The organism is Cumulibacter manganitolerans (genome assembly GCF_009602465.1).
Taxonomy (GTDB): Bacteria; Actinomycetota; Actinomycetes; order Mycobacteriales; family Antricoccaceae; genus Cumulibacter; species Cumulibacter manganitolerans.
The window spans coordinates 13,560-30,852 of the sequence record NZ_WBKP01000005.1 but is presented as its reverse complement, the minus strand read 5'-3'; the positions used below and the strand labels follow the sequence as shown (position 1 = coordinate 30,852).

Genomic DNA, 17,293 nt, shown 5'->3' with positions numbered 1-17,293 from the left:
TCAGCGCATCAGTTCCCAGTAGTCCCCGTAGCGCGCGCTCGGCGGCTGGTCGGGGTGCAGCGCGCTGCGCACCCACGCTTCCGCGGCATCGTCGAGCTGGGCGTCGGACAGGACGCAGTCCCGGCTGTAGCGCAGCTCCCGTGCGCGTTCGCGAACGAGCCTCCCGGTGAGCCCCCGTTCCGCCAGCTCGTCGCCGAGCCGGTGCAGCAGGTCCGGCGGCGTCCGCCCGTGGACGGTGATCATCGCGTGGACCAGCGCGACGAGGTCGTCGTCGTCGATGCCGCCGAGACCGGTCCGGACGATCGCCGGCGGCGTGATGACCGGGCGCGGCGGCGTGGAGCGCAGCAGATTCGCGCGCCACGGCGCCTCGGGGTCGGCCAGGTAGTCCCGGGTGACGGTGAGCAGGAGGTCGCCCGGGTGCTCGCGGTTGTCCGCCGGAAGAAGCCGTCGCATCCGGGTCAGCACCGAGCTCGCTCTCCGGCCGAGCGCGTCGGCGATGGCGTCGAGGTCGTCACCGGCCCGGATTCGCTCGACAAGGAGATGATGCTGGCGATCGGTCCACGGCGTCCCGTGGTTGGCCGGGTTCGGGTGCTGCCCGGCGATCGGACGGTACCGCGCCGGGCCGGCCTGGGTCGGCAGGGCCATCCCGTAGCCGTCATCCGGCGGCGGGTCGAAGGGAAGCGGTTCGTGCGGGTCGTACATGTGCTGCCTCCTCATGGCTGATGAGGCAGATCCTCCCTGGCGGCCCGCGCGCGGGCCGGTTGTCCACAGGTCGGCGGCGATGTGCACAGCCCGGCCCGGCGATCGTCGTCGGGCAGCCGGAGGCGTCCGCCGGTTGCGCTATGGAGCGGACGTCGCAAGCCTCAGCGCAGGACGGCGGCGTCCCGGTCGGCCAGCAGCCGGTAGCCCATGCCGCGCACCGTCTGCAGCGTCTTCAGGCCGAACGGCACGTCGATCTTCTTGCGCAGGTAGCCCACGTACACCTCGACGACGTTCTCCGGGCCCTCGTACGCGGCGTCCCACACGTTCTGCAGGATCTCGTGCTTGCTGCGCACCTGGCCCTGGTTGCGGATCAGGTACTCCAGCAGGCTGAACTCGCGGGCCGTGAGCACGATGTCGGCGCCGCCCCGGCTGACGATCCGCTTCTGCGGATCCAGCGAGAGGGTGCCGCACTCCAGCGCCGTCGGGGCCGTCGTGCGGCCGCGGCGCGACAGCGCGCGCAGCCGGGCGGCCAGCAGCACCAGGCTGAACGGCTTGGTCAGGTAGTCGTCGGCGCCGAGCTCGAACGCGTCGGTCTGGTCGTAGACGCCGTCCTTGGCCGTCAGCATGAGCACCGGCGTCCAGTTCTCCTCCTGGCGGAGGGTGCGCAGGACGTTGTAGCCGTTGAGGCGCGGAAGCATGATGTCGAGCACGATCGCGTCGAAGCCGCCTTCGCGCGCGGCCCAGAGCCCGGACTGCCCGTCATGCTCGATCTGCACGACGATGCCGTGCGAGGCCAGCCCCCGCTTGATGCTCTCGGCGAGCGGCTTCTCGTCCTCAACGAGCAAGATTCTCATCGGTCGTCCCCTTCGTCGAGGTCATCGTCGTCGGTACCGCTGAGACCGGGCTGAGCCGGCAGCAGGACGACGAACCTGCATAATCCGCCTTCGTCGACGTCGGTGTACAGCCGTCCGCCCTGCGCCTCGGTGAGCTCGCGGGCGATCGACAGGCCCAGGCCCGAGCTCTGCTGGGTCGCCTGGGTGCGGCTGGAGTCCAGCCGCACGAACCGGTCGAAGATCCGCTCGCGATCCTCCGGCGGGACCGGGGGCCCGTCGTTGCAGATCTCGATGCGTCCTTCGTCGCCGTCCGGCGCGCACCGCAGCTCGATGCGGCGGACGGCGTACCGCTCGGCGTTCTGCAGCAGGTTCTCCACGATCTGCGCGGTCCGCCGGGGGTCGCAGACGACCTGGACGGGGTGCAGCCGCAACGTCACGTCGAGCTCGGTGCGCGCGCGCAGCGACGCGGCCTCCGAGCTCAGCAGGTCGTCGAGGTCCACCGGGACACGGCGCAGCTCGAGGCGCTGGTCGTCGGCGCGGGCGAGGGTCAGCAGCCCGTCGACGAGGTGCTGCATGCGCGCCGCCTCGTGCCCGATCACCGGGGCCATGTCCTCCCAGCTCTGCAACGTGCCCTCGGAGGCCGCGACCTCGACGGCGGCGGAGATGGACGCGATCGGCGTCCGCAGGTCGTGGCTCGCGTCGGAGACGAACCGCCGCTGCGTCTCGTCGGCCTCCTCGATCCGCGCCAGCATGTCGTTCATGGTGGTCGCCAGCAGTGCGATCTCGTCGTTCGTCGACGGCACGGCGACGCGTTCGGCCAGCTGGCCGCGGCGGATCCGGCGCACCGTCGTGGTGATGTCCCCGACCGAGCGCAGCGACCGGCCGACCAGGACCCACGTGCCGACGGCGACCGCCCCGAGGAGGACGGGGAGCGTCGCGACCAGCAGGATCGCGACCGTCCGGATCGTCTCCTCGACGCCCTCCGTGGAGGATGCCACCACCACGGAGTAGGTGGTGCCGGCGCGCTGGAACGTGCGGCTGGCGACGAGCAGCTCGGTGCTCTCGCCGTCCGCGGTGCCCCGGTGCGCGGTGTTGTCGTTGTGCGGGCCGTCGAGGGGGACGTCGTCGTACGCCGGCGCGGTCGAGGACAGCACGGTGCCCTGCGCGTCGAGGATCTGGATGACTAGGGCGTGCGAGCGCACCGGCCGGGCCTCCGGCGGTCCGACCTCGGTGGTGTCGGTGTACGACGCCGCGAGGTCGCGCGACAACGTGATGACGTCACTGCCGATGCCGCTCTGCAGCCGGGTCTGCAGGATCCACATCAGCAGGGCGCCGCCGACGCCGAGGGCGAGCGTGGTGATGACGAGCGCGGAGACGACCGCGCGCCGCCGCACGCCCCAGGTCGCCTGTCGCCGCATCACCCGCCCAGCGTCTCATCCCGTCGACGGGCGTGGTGCGCACGCGCCGGGCTTCTCAACACCTGCTCAGCCCGGCGCAGGATGCTCGTCCGGTCGGAGGTGACGGGCATGCGAGTGGGGCAGTGGGCGGAGTGGATCATCGTCGTCCTGCTGATCGGCGCCGTCGTGACGGTCGCGGCCGATCTGATCCTGCGGCGCTTCGAGACCGGCTCCTACCGGCCCATGAAGGACAGCGTGCGCTCCCACGCGTCGCGGCACGCGTCGTCCCACTCCGCCGACGAGCGGTCGAAGAACGAGTGAGGCGCACCGGGATAGGTGTGCAGCTCGTGCTCGACGTTCGAGGCCGACAGCTCGGCGTCGAACGCGTCGACGATGTCCCGCGGGATGCTGCTGTCGCCGCCGCCGAACAGTCCTAGGACCGGCGCGTTCATCCGGTCGGTCATCTCGATGGCGCTCATGTCGGAGGCCGACTCGTTGTACGGCTTGCCGTAGAAGCCCACCACGCCCGCGAAGTGCAGGTCGCTCGCGGCCAGGCAGAAGGCGTGGGCGCCGCCGAAGCAGAACCCGACCGCGTAGGTCGGCTGGGCGCCCAGCGCGTCCTTCGCGGCCGCGATGTCCTCACGCACCGTCGCCGGGACGGTCGCCCGCACGTGCGGCCACGGGTCGAAGTCGCCGGTGCGGTTGGCGTCGTCGGTGGTCCGCGCGAAGTAGTCGATGGCGATCGCGTCGAACCCCTCGGCGGCGAACGCCCCGGCGAGGTTCTTGTAGAACGGGAACAGGCCACGCACGTCGGGCAGCACGATGACCGCCCGGCCGTTGGGCTCGGCGGGGCGCGCGCGATAGGCGAGCACCCGCGCGCCGTCGGCCGAGGTGAGGGTGATGTCCTCCCCGGGGATGGGGGAGCGTCCGCTGGGCAGCGGTGGTGGTACGGCGTCTGGTGCGAAGCACATGGGTCGGCGTCCTCTCGTTTAGCACCTGCCTTGCCACGTGGGCGTGCCCACGACCTAGACTGGACCGCTGGGCCACCCGGGGGCACACCCGGGCAGGCGGCCCCGTCAAGCATTCCGGTGCGCTAGGCGAAACCTAGCGAGCACCACGACCCAAGCACAACCGCGAGGAGAATCTGTGAAGAGCATCGTCGAGAACCTGAGTGCCACTCGGGTCAAGCTGGCCGTCGAGGTGCCGTTCGATGAGCTGAAGGACAAGTTCGACGCGGCATACAAGCGGATCGGCCAGCAGGTGCGCGTCCCGGGCTTCCGCCCCGGCAAGGTTCCGGCGAAGATCCTCGAGGCTCGGGTCGGGCGCGGCGCCGTCCTGCAGGACGTCGTCAACGAGGCCCTTCCGGAGGCGTACGCCGAGGCTTGTCAGGAGAACGGCCTGAAGGTCATCGGCCAGCCGGAGATCGAGGTCAACGACATCTCCGACACCGAGTTCAAGTTCACCGCCGAGACCGACATCCGGCCGGAGATCACCGTGCCGGACCTCGCGTCGGTCGAGGCGACCGTCGAGGATCCCGAGGTCACCGACGAGGAGATCGACCAGCAGATCTCCGGCCTGCGTGACCGCTTCTCGACGCTCAAGGGCGTCGACCGCGCCGTCGGGGACGGCGACTTCGTCTCCCTCGACCTGCGCGCGACCGTCGACGGCGAGGAGGTCGAGGGCGGCTCGGCCAGCGGTCTGTCGTACGAGGTCGGCACCGGTCAGCTCGTGCCCGGCATCGACGAGCAGCTGGTCGGCATGACCGCCGACGAGGAGAAGTCGTTCACGTCCGCGCTGGTCGCCGGTGAGCACGCCGGCCGGGACGCCGAGATCACCGTGACGGTCAAGTCGGTCAAGGAGAAGGAGCTCCCCGAGCTCGACGACGACTTCGCGTCGATGGCCTCCGAGTTCGACACCCTGGACGAGTTGAAGGCCGACCTGCGCGAGCGCCTGGAGCGTGCCAAGTCGTTCAGCCGGATCGCGCTGGCCCGCGACGCGGTCATGGAGGCCATCGTCGAGAAGGTGGACTTCGAGCTGCCCGAGGGTGCGCTGAAGACCGAGCTCGAGGCCCGCCGGCACGACGCCGTGCACTCCTTCGATCACGACGAGGACCAGCTCAACGCCTGGATCGAGTCCGAGGGCAAGACCCGCGAGGAGTTCGACAAGGAGATCGAGGAGAACGCCGCCAAGAGCCTGCGCGCCCAGCTCGTTCTCGACCAGATCGTCGACGACGAGGGGATCGACGTCGACGACGCGGAGATGACGCAGTACATCATCCAGCAGGCCGGTCGATACGGCATGGCGCCGCAGCAGTTCGCCGACGAGATCGCCAAGGCCGGCCAGGTCGGGGCGCTCGTCGCCGACGTCCGCCGGAACAAGGCGCTCGACCAGGTGCTGTCCAAGGCGACCGTCAAGGACTCCTCCGGTGCCGCGCTGGACCTCGAGGCGATCCGTGCCGAGGCCATCGCCTCGATGGGGCAGACCATGACGGTGGGTGACGACGCCGCGGAAGCCGAGGGCGAGGACGCCGACGCGACCGCCGCGGAGGACACCGCCGGTGAGGACGCCGCGAGCACCGACGAGGCGCGCGCGTAGCCCCGCAGCGACGTGAAGAGCCCCGGGCCACGCCCGGGGCTCTTCGCATTCCCCGCCCGGTCGTGCGCTGACAGCGAACGAGCCGGATCTCGGGACTGTTTGCCGGTGGGCGCGCGTTAGTGTCGTGCAAGCCGAAATGACATACCGCCTGATGCGCAGGCACGAGAAGGTAGGCACTGACGTGAATTCAAGCCCGATGATGGCCGGCGGCGCCGGCATGAACCTCTCTGACTCGGTCTACGACCGACTGCTGCGCGAGCGCATCATCTTCCTGGGCTCCGCCGTCATGGACGAGAACGCGAACATGCTGGCGGCCCAGATGCTGCTGCTCGCCGCCGAGGACCCCGAGCGCGACATCCACCTCTACATCAACTCCCCGGGCGGCTCGGTCACCGCCGGCATGGCGATCTACGACACGATGCAGTTCATCGAGTGCGACGTCGCCACCTACTCCATGGGGCTGTCGGCCTCGATGGGCCAGTTCCTGCTGTCGGCGGGCGCGAAGGGCAAGCGCTACGCGCTCCCGCACGCGCGCATCATGATGCACCAGCCCTCGGCCGGTGTGCAGGGTACGGCGTCCGACATCAAGATCCAGGCCGATCTGTTCAAGCGCACCAAGCGCGAGATGGCCGAGCTGATCGCCGAGCAGACCGGGCAGACCATCGAGCAGGTCCAGGAGGACTCGGAGCGCGACCGCTGGTTCACCGCGCAGGAGGCCAAGGACTACGGCTTCGTCGACCACATCATCACCCGCGCCGAGGACCTTCCCTCGGGCGGACGCCGCTAAGGAGCACCGATCATGAACCACAACCTCAGCGGTCAGTCCCGCATCCAGCTGCCCGAGAGCCGCTACGTGCTCCCGTCGTTCGTGGAGCGCACGTCGTACGGCGTGAAGGAGTCCAACCCGTACAACAAGCTCTTCGAGGAGCGCATCATCTTCCTCGGCGTGCAGGTCGACGACGCCTCGGCCAACGACGTCATGGCGCAGCTGCTGACGCTGGAGTCCGACGACCCCGACCGTGACATCACGATGTACATCAACTCGCCCGGTGGCTCGTTCACCGCGCTGACGGCCATCTACGACACGATGCAGTTCGTGCACTGCGACGTCGCGACCGTGGTGCTCGGGCAGGCCGCGTCGGCCGCCGCCGTCCTCGCGGCCGCCGGCACGCCGGGCAAGCGCGCGGCGACGCCGAACTCGCGGATCCTGATCCACCAGCCGTCCGGCGGTGGCGAGGGGTACGTCTCCGACCTGGAGATCCAGGCCAACGAGATCATCCGGATGCGCGCGCTGCTGGAGACGCTGCTCGCGCGGCACACCGGGCAGTCCATCGAGCAGGTCCAGAAGGACATCGAGCGCGACAAGATCTTCTCGGCCGCCGAGGCCAAGGAGTACGGCCTGATCGACACGGTGATGCCGTACCGCAAGTCCTCGGGCGCGTCCTGGGAGTAGCCGCACGGCGTACACACCGGTGCCGGGACGCAGCGCGGGCTGCCTCCCGGCACCGTCGCGTTCGCCGGCGCCCGGTCGTCCGTGACGGCTGGTGGGGCTGTGGCTGATGTGCCGCACGACCGGGGGTTCGGGGCAACTAGTGGGGAATCGCCCAGCCCAATGACGAGTGCTTGTCGGCCGCACCAGGTACCGTCAGATATGCGTCGTTGGGGTCGCCCAGCAGTAGGGAAGAGGTAAGGCGTGGCACGTGTCGGTGAAGGCGCAGATCTGCTCAAGTGCTCGTTCTGCGGCAAGTCGCAGAAGCAGGTGAAGAAGCTCATCGCTGGCCCTGGGGTCTACATCTGCGATGAGTGCATCGACCTGTGCAACGAGATCATCGAGGAGGAGCTCGCCGAGACCAGTGACGTCAAGCTGGACGAGCTTCCCAAGCCCGCCGAGATCTTCTCGTTCCTCAACGAGTACGTCGTCGGCCAGGACAAGGCCAAGCGCTCGCTCGCGGTCGCGGTCTACAACCACTACAAGCGCGTGCAGGCCAGCGGCGCCGACAAGGCCAAGGACGACGGCGTCGAGCTGCAGAAGTCCAACATCCTGATGATCGGCCCCACCGGCTGCGGCAAGACCCACCTCGCGCAGACGCTCGCCCGGATGCTCAACGTCCCGTTCGCGATCGCCGACGCCACCGCGCTGACCGAGGCCGGCTACGTGGGCGAGGACGTCGAGAACATCCTGCTGAAGCTGATCCAGGCCGCCGACTACGACACCAAGCGCGCCGAGACCGGCATCGTCTACATCGACGAGATCGACAAGGTGGCCCGCAAGAGCGAGAACCCGTCCATCACCCGCGACGTCAGCGGTGAGGGCGTGCAGCAGGCGCTGCTGAAGATCCTGGAGGGCACCACCGCGGCCGTGCCGCCGCAGGGCGGTCGCAAGCACCCGCACCAGGAGTTCATCCAGATCGACACGACGAACGTGCTGTTCATCGTCGGCGGCGCGTTCGCGGGCCTGGAGAAGATCATCCAGGACCGCGTCGGCAAGAAGGGCATGGGCTTCGGCGCGGAGATCCGCTCCAAGACCGACATCGATACCACCGACGTGTTCGGTCAGGTGATGACCGAGGACCTCGTCAAGTTCGGCATGATCCCCGAGTTCATCGGGCGCGTCCCGGTCACCGCGTCGGTGACCGCGCTCGACCGCGACGCACTGGTCAACATCCTCACCGAGCCCAAGAACGCCCTCGTGCGGCAGTACCGCCGGCTGTTCGAGCTCGACGGCGTCGAGCTGGAGTTCGAGACCGAGGCGCTCGAGGCGATCGCCGACCAGGCCATCAAGCGGGGCACGGGCGCCCGCGGCCTCCGGTCGATCCTCGAGGAGGTCCTCATGGGGGTCATGTACGACATTCCGGGCGATGACAACGTCGAGAAGGTCATCATCACCAAGGACACCGTCGAGTCGCAGGTCTACCCGACGATCGTCGGGCGCAAGAAGAAGTCCTCGAAGGCCAAGGACGACCCGGACGCCAAGTCCGCCTAGAAGCCGAGACGAGCGACCGTGCTGGTGCCGAAGGCCTGCGCGGTGACCGCCTTGATGCCGGCCGGGAACTCGCCCATCGCCTGCGTGTCCAGCGCGGCGATCCGCCGCTGGGCCGCCACGTCGCCGCCCCAGGCGGCGGCCGCGTCGGCGGGCGCCGCGTTCGCGATGCCCAGGATCATCCCCGGCAGGCCGAGCGTGCTGCAGTACAGCGTCAGCGGCGCCGACCCGGAGTAGATCGCGCCATCGAAGGCGTCCATCGTGGCCAGCAGCCGGCGCACGTCGCCGGAGGAGTCCTTCACCCCGACGATCGGCAGCTCGCGGAGCTTCTCCAGCGGCAGACCCGGCTGGGTCATCAGCGGGAAGTGGTAGGCCAGCATCGGGACACCGTTCAGCTCCTTGGCGACCGTGTCGTAGTAGGCCTTCGGGTTCGCCACGCGGTGCGGCGACAGCACGAGGACGGCGTCCGCCCCGGCCGCGACGCTGTCGCGGGTCTGGGCGGCTGCCTGCGGCCCGCTCGCGGCGCCGGTCCCGGAGATCACCGGGACGGACACCGCCGACTTGATCGACCGGACGAGGTCGGCCCGCTCGCCGGAGGTCAGCGCCGCCGCCTCGCCGGTCGAGCCGCCGACCACCACCGCGGTGATGCCCTCGTCGACCAGGCGCGCCGCGTGCGCGGTCGTCGCATCGACGTCCACCTCTCCGGTGTCGGTGAACAGGGTGATGAGCGCGGCTCCAACGCCGGTGAAGATGTCAGTCATGCGGACATGCTCTCACGTTCCTGAGGACGGCTTCGGCACCCCGGGATCCGGCCCCTGAGCGGCGGCGGCGATGGGAGTGACGCACCGCTCCGCCTGCCCGGCATCGGCGACGGGCGGCCCGAATAGAATGGTCGCCATGACTGCCGCTTCGTCCGTTCCGTCCGCGCTGCCCGAAAAGCCCACCCTCGACGGTGTCGAGGCCAAGCTGGTAGCCCGATGGGACGCCGAGCAGACCTACGCGTTCGACCGCACCCAGCCGCGCGAGAACGTCTTCTCGATCGACACCCCGCCGCCGACGGCGTCCGGCGCCCTGCACATCGGGCACGTGTTCTCCTACACCCACACCGACACCATCGCGCGGTTCTGGCGGATGCGCGGCAAGGCGGTCTTCTACCCGATCGGGTGGGACGACAACGGGCTGCCCTCGGAGAAGCGGGTGCAGAACTTCTACGGCGTCCGCGGCGACACCACGGTGCCCTACGACCCGGAGTTCACGCCGCCGGCCAAGCCCGGCAAGCAGGAGGTGCCGGTCTCGCGCCGCAACTTCCTGGAGCTGTGCGAGGTGCTCACCGTCGAGGACGAGAAGGCGTTCGAGCACGTGTTCCGCACGCTCGGTGCGTCGGTGGACTGGAGCCTGCAGTACCGCACCATCGACGGCGACTCCCGGGCGACGTCGCAGCGGGCCTTCCTGTGCAACCTCGCCCGTGGCGAGGCCTACAACCAGGAGGCTCCCACGCTGTGGGACGTCACCTTCCGCACCGCGGTAGCGCAGGCCGAGCTGGAGGACCGCGAGCGCCAGGGCAACTACTTCCGGGTCGGTTTCGCCAAGGACGACGGCGAGAAGGTGTTCATCGAGACCACCCGCCCCGAGCTGCTCCCGGCGTGCGTGGCGCTCGTCGCGCATCCCGAGGACGAGCGGTACGCCGACCTGTTCGGCCGGACGGTGACCACGCCGGTCTTCGGCGTCGAGGTGCCCGTCGTCGCGCACGAGCTCGCCGACCCCGAGAAGGGCTCCGGCATCGCGATGATCTGCACGTGGGGCGACACCACCGACGTCACCTGGTGGCGCGAGCTGCAGCTGCCGGCGCGGGCCGTCATCGGCCGCGACGGCCGGATGCTGGCCGAGGCGCCCGAGGCGATCACCTCCGAGTCCGGCCGCGCGAAGTACGCCGAGCTGGCCGGCATGACGCCGCACTCGGCGAAGCAGGCCGTCGTCGCGATGCTCACCGAGGCCGGCGCGATCGAGGGCGTGCCGCGACCGACCACCCAGCAGGTCAAGTTCTACGAGCGCGGCGACCGGCCGCTGGAGATCGTCTCGACGCGCCAGTGGTACATCCGCAACGGAGGCCGGGACGCCGACGTCCGCGCGACGATGATCGAGCGCGGCCGCGACCTGCGGTGGGTGCCCGAGCACATGCGGCACCGCTACGAGAACTGGGTCGAGGGGCTGGCCGGCGACTGGCTGGTGTCGCGCCAGCGGTTCTTCGGCATCCCGATCCCGCTGTGGTACCGGCTCGACGAGCACGGCGAGCCCGACTACGACAACCCGATCGTCCCCGACGACGCGGCGCTCCCGATGGACCCCTCCAGCGACGTGCCGCCGGGGTTCGAGGAGTCCCAGCGCGGCGAGCCGGGCGGCTTCATGGGCGAGCCCGACGTCATGGACACCTGGGCGACGTCCTCCCTCACGCCGCAGATCGCCGGCAAGTGGGGCACCGACGACGACCTGTTCTCGCGGGTGTTCCCGATGGACGTGCGCCCCCAGGGCCACGACATCATCCGCACCTGGCTGTTCTCGACCGTCGTCCGATCGCAGCTCGAGTTCGGCCGGACGCCGTGGCGCACCGCCGCGCTGTCCGGCTGGATCCTGGACCCGGACCGCAAGAAGATGTCGAAGTCCAAGGGCAACGTCGTCACGCCGATCGGGCTGCTGGAGCAGTACGGCTCGGACGCCGTGCGCTACTGGGCGGCCTCGGGGCGCCCGGGCACCGACACCGCCTTCGACGAGGCGCAGATGAAGGTCGGTCGGCGGCTGGCGACGAAGATCCTGAACGCCTCCAAGTTCGCGCTCGGCACCGGTGCCTCCGCGGCCGACGCCTCCAGCCCCGTCACCGAGCCCCTCGACCGGGCGATGCTCGCCTCGCTGGCCGACGTGGTGGACGCCGCGACGAAGGCGTTCGAGCAGTACAACTACGCGGTCGCGCTGGAGCGGACCGAGGCGTTCTTCTGGTCGTTCTGTGACAACTACGTCGAGCTGGTGAAGTTCCGCGCCTACGGCGACGGGCCGGGCGCCGCGTCGGCGCGCTCGGCGCTGTCCCGCGCGCTGTCGGTGCTGCTGCGGCTGTTCGCGCCGATCCTGCCGTTCGTGACCGAGGAGGTCTGGTCATGGTGGCAGGAGGGGTCGATCCACCGCCAGTCGTGGCCGACCTCGGCCGAGCTGCGCCACGACAGCGCCGACGCGGCCGTCCTGGATGCGGCGATCGCCGCCATCGCGGCGATCCGCAAGGCCAAGTCCGAGGCGGGGGTGAAGGGGTTCGCGGAGATCGCCACCGTGCGGGTCACCGCGCCCAACGCCGACACGCTGTCGCTGGTCGAGGACGACCTGCGGGGTGCGGCCCGCGCGGCGACCATCGAGGTGGGTGCCGGCAGCGAACCGGTGTTCGAGATCGTGACCGGATGACCGGGCCCGAGGCGACGGCCGAGGAGGTCGAGCGGCTGCTCCAGGCCCGCTGGCCCGAGACCCGCATCGAGCCGTCGCTGGTGCGCATGCAGGCGTTGATGCAGCTGATGGACGACCCGCAGTCCCGCTATCCCGTCGTCCACATCACCGGCACCAACGGGAAGTCCTCCACCGCCCGGATGGTCGACGAGCTGTTCCGGGCGCTCGGCCTGCGGACCGGGCGGTTCACCAGCCCGCACCTGGAGTCCTCCCGCGAGCGGATCTGCCTCAACGGCGAGCCGATCACCGAGGAGCGGTACGTCGCGACCTTCGCCGAGATCGAGCCGTACCTGAAGATGGTGGACGACGGCTTCGGCGTCCCCGAGGACGCGCAGCACGTCCCGGTCTCCTACTTCGAGACGATGACGGCGATGGCGTACGCCGCCTTCGCCGACGCGCCGGTCGACGTGGCGATCGTCGAGGTCGGCATGGGAGGCACCTGGGACGCCACCAACGTCGCGGACGGCCGCATCGCCGTCATCACGCCGATCGGCATCGAGCACGCCAAGTACCTGGGCGACACGATCGCGCAAATCGCCGGTGAGAAGGCCGGCATCATCAAGCCGGGCGCGACCGCGATCCTGGCCGCGCAGGAGCAGGAGGCGGCCGAGGTGCTGCTCGCCCGCTGCGCCGAGGTCGGCGCCGTCGCCGCCCGCGAGGGCGTCGAGTTCGGGGTGGTCGACCGGCAGGTCGCGGTCGGCGGCCAGATGCTGTCGGTGCAGGGGCTCGACGCCCGGTACGACGAGCTGCTGCTGCACCTGTGGGGCGAGCACCAGGCGTCCAACGCCGCGTGTGCGCTCGCCGCCGTCGAGGCCTTCTTCGGTACCGAGTCGACGCAGGTGATGAGCGAGGACGTCGTGCGTGAGGCGTTCTTCGAGATGACCTCGCCCGGCCGGCTGGAGGTCGTGCGGACCTCGCCGACCACGCTCGTCGACGCGACCCACAACCCGGCCGGCATGCGGGCGACCGTGCGCACCCTGCAGGAGTCGTTCGACTTCTCCCGGCTCATCGGGGTCTTCGCGGCGGCGTCCGACAAGGACATCGCCGGCATGCTCGAGCTGCTCGAGCCGGTGCTCGACGAGGTCGTCATCACCCGCAACAACTCCAGCAGGTCCGACGACATCGACGGCACCGCCCGGATCGCGGTCGAGTACTTCGGCGCCGACCGGGTGGTCGTCGAGCCGGATCTGCCCGAGGCGATCAACACCGCGGTGACCATCGCCGAGGAGGGCGAGCACTTCGCCGGGGTCGGTGTGCTCGTCACCGGCTCGGTCTACACCGCCGGCGACGCGCGCAAGCTGTTCAACCCGGATCGGAAGAAGCCGTGGGAGAAGTCGTGACGGAGCCGGACGCCGAGCGGCGGGGGCTGCCGCCGGTCGACAAGGACAAGCTGGCCAGGTCGATGCGCGGGATCTACTCGGCGCTGCTGATCCTCGAGGCGATCGTCGTGCTGATGGTGCCGGCGACGATCCGCCAGTTCGGGGTCGGGCTCACCGGCTTCCGCCTCACCGCGATCATCGTGATCGTCGCCGCGCTCATCGCGCTGTGCGCCTTCATCAAGAAGCCGTGGGCGGTCGCCGCCGGCTGGGTGCTGCAGGCGGCCGTCGTCCTGATGGGGTTCTGGGTGTGGGCGATGTGGCCGCTCGGGCTCGCGTTCGCCGCGATGTGGTGGTACGCCGGTCGCCTGCACAAGCAGCTGCTCGCGCGCCCCGACGCCTAGGTCGCGGGCGCGGCGGCCGGCTCCCGCGCCGGCGCGGCGGCGCCGCGGGCCTGCTGGGCCAGCGTCGACTCCCCGAGCCACCGCGGCAGGTCGCGGCGGGTGGTGCGCGGCCCCGACGTCCTGACCGCCCCGGTCCGCAGCGCGTTGCTCCACGACTCGTCGCCCCGCCAGATCCGCGTCATCGTGCGCAGGTCGGTCTCGATGGCGGCCAGCACCTCGTAGCCGGGGTCGACGTCGCACACGTCCGCCTCGCCGTCGGCGACCACGATCCACCAGTGCCGAGCCTGCGGATCGACGTCCGAGAACGTCACCGACAGCGTCGTGCGGCTGCTGGGCCAGCGCTGCACCGGCAGCGTGCGCCGCATGTCCCACATCAGCAGGTGCGGGTCCAGGTCGTCGTCGCCCAGATCGGAGATCCAGCGCAGCCCCCACAGCCCGAGCCGGTTGACGACGTCGTACAGCTCGCGCCCGGGCGCCGTCAGGTCGTACGTCGTGCGTCGCCCGACCTGCCCCCGGCTGACCAGGCCGGCCCGCTCCAGGCGCCGCAGCCGCTTGGTCAGGAGGGCCGGGGACATCTTCGGCACACCACGGCGGATCTCGTTGAAGTGCCGGCTGCCCATCAGCATCTCGCGGATGACAAGGAGCGTCCATCGCTCGTCCAGCAGCTCCATCGCCTTCGCGACGGGGCAGAACTGCCCGTATCCGGCCATCGCGTCCCCCTCGTGCGTTTCGTCCATTGAGCACCCCGGCCGCGATGCTGTCCAGACTCGCGACGAGGTACAGATTTTGCACTGGTCGGGCAGCGGCGCGCGGCGCACGCTCGACCCGTGAGCGGCTGCAGGGGGCGGCCGCCCGAGAGGGGAGCAAGCCATGAGCACGAACAGCACCGCGACGGACGACGCCGCACTGAAGGCCGCGCACGCGGCGATGTGGGCGCTCGGGGACTATCCGGCCGTCGCCGCCGACATCACCACGCCGCTCGCGCCGGTGCTCGTCGACGCGGCTCGGGTGGCGCGCGGCCACCGGGTCCTCGACGTCGCCTCGGGCACCGGCAACGTCGCGGTCGAGGCGGCGGCCCGCGGCGCGCACGCTACCGCGTCCGACCTCACCCCACGGCTGCTGGACGCCGGGCGGGCGGCCGGTGCCGACCGGGTCGAGTGGGCGGTCGCGGACGCCGAGGACCTGCCGTTCGACGACGGCTCCTACGACGCCGTCCTGTCGGCGATCGGCGTCATGTTCGCGCCGCACCACGAACGGGCAGCCGCGGAGCTGCTCCGGGTGTGCCGCCCGGGCGGCACCATCGGTGTGGCGTCGTGGACCCCGGACGGGTTCGTCGGGCAGATGTTCGCGGCGATGAAGCCGTACGCGGCGCCGCCGCCGCCCGGAAGCACCCCGCCGGTCCTGTGGGGGCGCGCCGAGCACGTCACCGCGCTGCTCGGGGACGCCGTGACCGACGTCCGCGCCGAGCGCCGCGACCTCCCGGTGCACACGTTCGCCGGTCGCGCGCCCTCGGCGTTCCGCGAGTACTTCAAGGCCAACTACGGGCCGACGATCGCGGCGTACCGGCGCAACGTCGACGATCCCGAGGCGACCGCCGCGCTGGACGCCGCGCTCGACGACCTGGCCGCCCGCCACCGTCGGCCGGACGGCAGCATGCTCTGGGAGTACCTGGTGTACGTCGCGACGCGCTGCTAGCCGGCCCGCGGCCGCCGTCAGGCCTGCCGGCTCAGGATGGCGAACGCCTGCGGGTCGCGCTCACCGGGCAAGGGCTCGCGGACCACCTGCACCAGCGGGAACAGGCCGTGCGCCGCGGCGACCGCAAGAACGACGGACAGCTCCCGGTGGTAGCGGTCGAGGTGCACGTCGTGCCCGAGGCGGCGGAATCCCGCGCCGATCTCGCGCACCTCGTCGCCGGACTGGAAGCCCAGCGCCACCAGGCCGCCCGGCCCCAGGACGCGCGCCGCCTCGGCGAACACCCGCGGCAGGAGCCGGTCGGGCAGGTGGATGATCGAGTACCAGAACACCACCGCCTCGACGCTCGCGCCGAGGATCGGCAGCTGGGTGATCGACCCGACCGCCACGGGGATCTCCGGGTGATCGCGGCGGGACATCGCCAGCATTCCCGGCGACACGTCGATCCCGCGCACGGCGCAGCCGCGACGGGCGAGATAGTGGGCGATCCGCCCGGTGCCGCATCCGGCGTCCAGCACGCGTGGGGAGGCCGGCAGCATCGACACCATCTGGTCCAGCACCGCGAGATCGATGAGCGCCTCCGGCTCGGTGCCCGGGAACTCGGCCGCGTAGGCGCCGGCGACCTGATCGTAGGTCGCCGGCACGTGCGGATCGCTCGTCACCCGCTCAGCCTATTGCCCGGCGCAAGCCGGCGGACCGCGACTTTCGCCCGGCTCTCGGCGGACGTTCGCGCACTGTTCATCGCCGCGCCGGGTAGCTGGACACGCGGGTACGAGAGGTTCTAGGCACCCCTAGGACTCCCGAAAGGACCTCCCGTGCGTGCCTCCCGACTTCTCGCCATCGGCGCCGCGGCGCTCGCCGTCGCCGCCACCCCCGCCGCTGCCCACGCGGCCCCCGGACAGGACAAGCCCGGCCACTACCAGTTCGCGGTGATCGGCGACGTCCCGTACGGCGCCGCCCAGCTGGCATTGTTCCCGGAGTGGATCCAGGAGATCAACGCCGCGGATCCCGCGATGACCTTCCACGTCGGCGACATCAAGAACGGGTCGACCCGCTGCGACGACGCGTACTACACGACCATCAAGCAGGACTTCGACCAGTTCGCCAACCCGCTCATCTACACCCCCGGTGACAACGAGTGGACCGACTGCCACCGCACGAGCAACGGCACGTACAACCCCCTCGAACGGCTGGCCTACGACCGGTCGGTGTTCTTCAGCGCGCCGGGGGTGACGCTGGGCCAGAAGCCGATGGCGGTCACCTCGCAGGCCGACCGCGGTATCCCCGAGAACGTCAGCGTGCGCCAGCAGAACGTCTCCTTCGCGACCCTGCACGTGGTCGGCTCGAACGACGGGCTGCTTCCCTGGACGGAGCTCGGGTACACCAGCCCGACGCCGGAGCAGGTGGCCGAGGAGCAGTCGCGGATGGCCGCGAACCTCGCGATGGTCCGGTCGACGTTCGACTCGGCGCGCCAGCGCAACGACCGGGCCGTCGTGCTGATGCTGCAGGCGGACATGTTCGACCCGACGTACGACGCGACGTGGGGCGACGACTCCGCGTTCAAGCCCCTGGTGCAGGAGCTCATCGACCAGGCGAACAGCTTCGACGGCGAGGTGTACCTCTTCAACGGTGACTCGCACGTCTACAACTCCGACAATCCGCTCGCCCCGGGGTCGCCGTGGTTGTCGTTCTACGGCGTCCAGGGCTCGACGACGAACCTGCAGCGGGTCACCGTCGACGGCTCGTCGAACAACAAGGACTGGCTGAAGGTCACCGTCAACAGGCCGAACGCCGAGCAGGTGCTCAGCTGGGAGCGCGTTCCCTACGCGAAGCAGGCCTAGCGGGCGGCGCACGGAACGAGCAGCCTCGGTCGGCGTCCGCAAATGCGTTGCGG

The 17,293-nt window shown here is 70.5% G+C and carries 16 protein-coding genes; 9 read left to right on the top strand and 7 right to left on the bottom strand.

Going from position 1 to position 17,293, the window contains the following annotated elements; genetic code table 11:
* The 4 genes from F8A92_RS02910 to F8A92_RS02895 all read right to left on the bottom strand — a co-directional run bounded on the left by F8A92_RS02910 (position 1) and on the right by F8A92_RS02895 (position 3,903).
* On the bottom strand, positions 1-702 hold the full coding sequence (locus F8A92_RS02910; protein WP_153503178.1) for a hypothetical protein: 702 nt from the start codon (positions 700-702) through the stop codon (positions 1-3).
* A 161-nt stretch (positions 703-863) separates the two neighbouring features.
* On the bottom strand, positions 864-1,556 hold the full coding sequence (locus F8A92_RS02905) for a response regulator transcription factor (protein WP_153503176.1): 693 nt from the start codon (positions 1,554-1,556) through the stop codon (positions 864-866).
* Positions 1,553-2,953, bottom strand: coding sequence for a sensor histidine kinase (locus F8A92_RS02900; RefSeq protein WP_228389158.1), 1,401 nt, complete (start codon positions 2,951-2,953; stop codon positions 1,553-1,555). The genes F8A92_RS02905 and F8A92_RS02900 overlap by 4 nt, the downstream gene beginning before the upstream one ends.
* 212 nt (positions 2,954-3,165) lie before the next feature.
* Entirely contained in the window at positions 3,166-3,903 is a 738-nt protein-coding gene (locus F8A92_RS02895) for a dienelactone hydrolase family protein (protein ID WP_153503173.1), read from the bottom strand.
* 175 nt (positions 3,904-4,078) lie between these two features.
* Between F8A92_RS02895 and tig the strand changes: the two genes are divergently transcribed.
* The 4 genes from tig (at position 4,079) to clpX (ending at position 8,510) form a co-directional block, all read left to right on the top strand.
* Complete coding sequence (gene tig, locus F8A92_RS02890; RefSeq protein ID WP_153503171.1) at positions 4,079-5,527, top strand: trigger factor; 1,449 nt, start codon at positions 4,079-4,081, stop codon at positions 5,525-5,527.
* Positions 5,528-5,708: 181 nt separating this feature from the next.
* A complete protein-coding gene (locus F8A92_RS02885) occupies positions 5,709-6,314 on the top strand; it encodes an ATP-dependent Clp protease proteolytic subunit (RefSeq protein ID WP_456064325.1) in 606 nt (201 codons plus the stop codon).
* A 12-nt stretch (positions 6,315-6,326) separates the two neighbouring features.
* The gene (locus F8A92_RS02880) at positions 6,327-6,980 is read left to right on the top strand and encodes an ATP-dependent Clp protease proteolytic subunit (protein ID WP_153503169.1); all 654 of its coding nucleotides are present in this window, start codon (positions 6,327-6,329) and stop codon (positions 6,978-6,980) included.
* A 240-nt stretch (positions 6,981-7,220) separates the two neighbouring features.
* Complete coding sequence (gene clpX, locus F8A92_RS02875) at positions 7,221-8,510, top strand: ATP-dependent Clp protease ATP-binding subunit ClpX (RefSeq protein WP_153503167.1); 1,290 nt, start codon at positions 7,221-7,223, stop codon at positions 8,508-8,510.
* Here the strand turns inward: clpX and F8A92_RS02870 are convergent.
* Positions 8,507-9,268, bottom strand: a complete 762-nt coding sequence (locus tag F8A92_RS02870) for a dihydrodipicolinate synthase family protein (RefSeq protein ID WP_153503165.1) — start codon at positions 9,266-9,268, stop codon at positions 8,507-8,509. The two genes, clpX and F8A92_RS02870, sit on opposite strands and share 4 nt — an antisense overlap.
* A gap of 136 nt (positions 9,269-9,404) precedes the next feature.
* On the opposite strand from F8A92_RS02870, the gene valS reads away from it, so the two are divergent.
* Genes valS through F8A92_RS02855 form a run of 3 tightly spaced genes read left to right on the top strand, consistent with a single transcriptional unit; the run spans position 9,405 to position 13,707 of the window.
* On the top strand, positions 9,405-11,948 hold the full coding sequence (valS, locus tag F8A92_RS02865; protein ID WP_153503163.1) for a valine--tRNA ligase: 2,544 nt from the start codon (positions 9,405-9,407) through the stop codon (positions 11,946-11,948).
* The gene (locus F8A92_RS02860) at positions 11,945-13,327 is read left to right on the top strand and encodes a bifunctional folylpolyglutamate synthase/dihydrofolate synthase (RefSeq protein ID WP_153503161.1); all 1,383 of its coding nucleotides are present in this window, start codon (positions 11,945-11,947) and stop codon (positions 13,325-13,327) included. The genes valS and F8A92_RS02860 overlap by 4 nt, the downstream gene beginning before the upstream one ends.
* Entirely contained in the window at positions 13,324-13,707 is a 384-nt protein-coding gene (locus tag F8A92_RS02855; protein WP_153503159.1) for a DUF4233 domain-containing protein, read from the top strand. Before F8A92_RS02860 ends, F8A92_RS02855 begins: the two co-directional genes overlap by 4 nt.
* Here the strand turns inward: F8A92_RS02855 and F8A92_RS02850 are convergent.
* Positions 13,704-14,444 (bottom strand): winged helix-turn-helix transcriptional regulator, encoded by a 741-nt coding sequence (locus F8A92_RS02850; RefSeq protein WP_228389147.1) that lies wholly within the window; start codon positions 14,442-14,444, stop codon positions 13,704-13,706. The genes F8A92_RS02855 and F8A92_RS02850 overlap by 4 nt on opposite strands.
* 133 nt (positions 14,445-14,577) lie before the next feature.
* Between F8A92_RS02850 and F8A92_RS02845 the strand changes: the two genes are divergently transcribed.
* Positions 14,578-15,402: a class I SAM-dependent methyltransferase gene (locus tag F8A92_RS02845; protein WP_153503157.1), complete on the top strand. Its 825-nt coding sequence runs from the start codon at positions 14,578-14,580 to the stop codon at positions 15,400-15,402.
* A 17-nt stretch (positions 15,403-15,419) separates the two neighbouring features.
* On the opposite strand, the gene F8A92_RS02840 is transcribed toward F8A92_RS02845, so the two are convergent.
* Positions 15,420-16,061 (bottom strand): class I SAM-dependent DNA methyltransferase, encoded by a 642-nt coding sequence (locus F8A92_RS02840; protein WP_153503155.1) that lies wholly within the window; start codon positions 16,059-16,061, stop codon positions 15,420-15,422.
* A 153-nt stretch (positions 16,062-16,214) separates the two neighbouring features.
* Between F8A92_RS02840 and F8A92_RS02835 the strand changes: the two genes are divergently transcribed.
* Positions 16,215-17,240 carry a hypothetical protein gene (locus F8A92_RS02835; protein WP_153503153.1) on the top strand — a complete coding sequence of 342 codons (1,026 nt, stop codon included), beginning with the start codon at positions 16,215-16,217 and terminating at the stop codon, positions 17,238-17,240.
* Positions 17,241-17,293 lie beyond the last annotated feature (53 nt).

Coding starts and splice junctions, on each gene's coding strand:
- F8A92_RS02910 (WP_153503178.1), bottom strand. CDS start 702: ATGTACGACCCGCACGAACCGCTTCCCTTCGACCCGCCGCCGGATGAC.
- F8A92_RS02905 (WP_153503176.1), bottom strand. CDS start 1,556: ATGAGAATCTTGCTCGTTGAGGACGAGAAGCCGCTCGCCGAGAGCATC.
- F8A92_RS02900 (WP_228389158.1), bottom strand. CDS start 2,953: ATGCGGCGACAGGCGACCTGGGGCGTGCGGCGGCGCGCGGTCGTCTCC.
- F8A92_RS02895 (WP_153503173.1), bottom strand. CDS start 3,903: ATGTGCTTCGCACCAGACGCCGTACCACCACCGCTGCCCAGCGGACGC.
- F8A92_RS02880 (WP_153503169.1), top strand. CDS start 6,327: ATGAACCACAACCTCAGCGGTCAGTCCCGCATCCAGCTGCCCGAGAGC.
- F8A92_RS02870 (WP_153503165.1), bottom strand. CDS start 9,268: ATGACTGACATCTTCACCGGCGTTGGAGCCGCGCTCATCACCCTGTTC.
- valS (WP_153503163.1), top strand. CDS start 9,405: ATGACTGCCGCTTCGTCCGTTCCGTCCGCGCTGCCCGAAAAGCCCACC.
- F8A92_RS02860 (WP_153503161.1), top strand. CDS start 11,945: ATGACCGGGCCCGAGGCGACGGCCGAGGAGGTCGAGCGGCTGCTCCAG.
- F8A92_RS02850 (WP_228389147.1), bottom strand. CDS start 14,444: ATGGACGAAACGCACGAGGGGGACGCGATGGCCGGATACGGGCAGTTC.
- F8A92_RS02845 (WP_153503157.1), top strand. CDS start 14,578: ATGAGCACGAACAGCACCGCGACGGACGACGCCGCACTGAAGGCCGCG.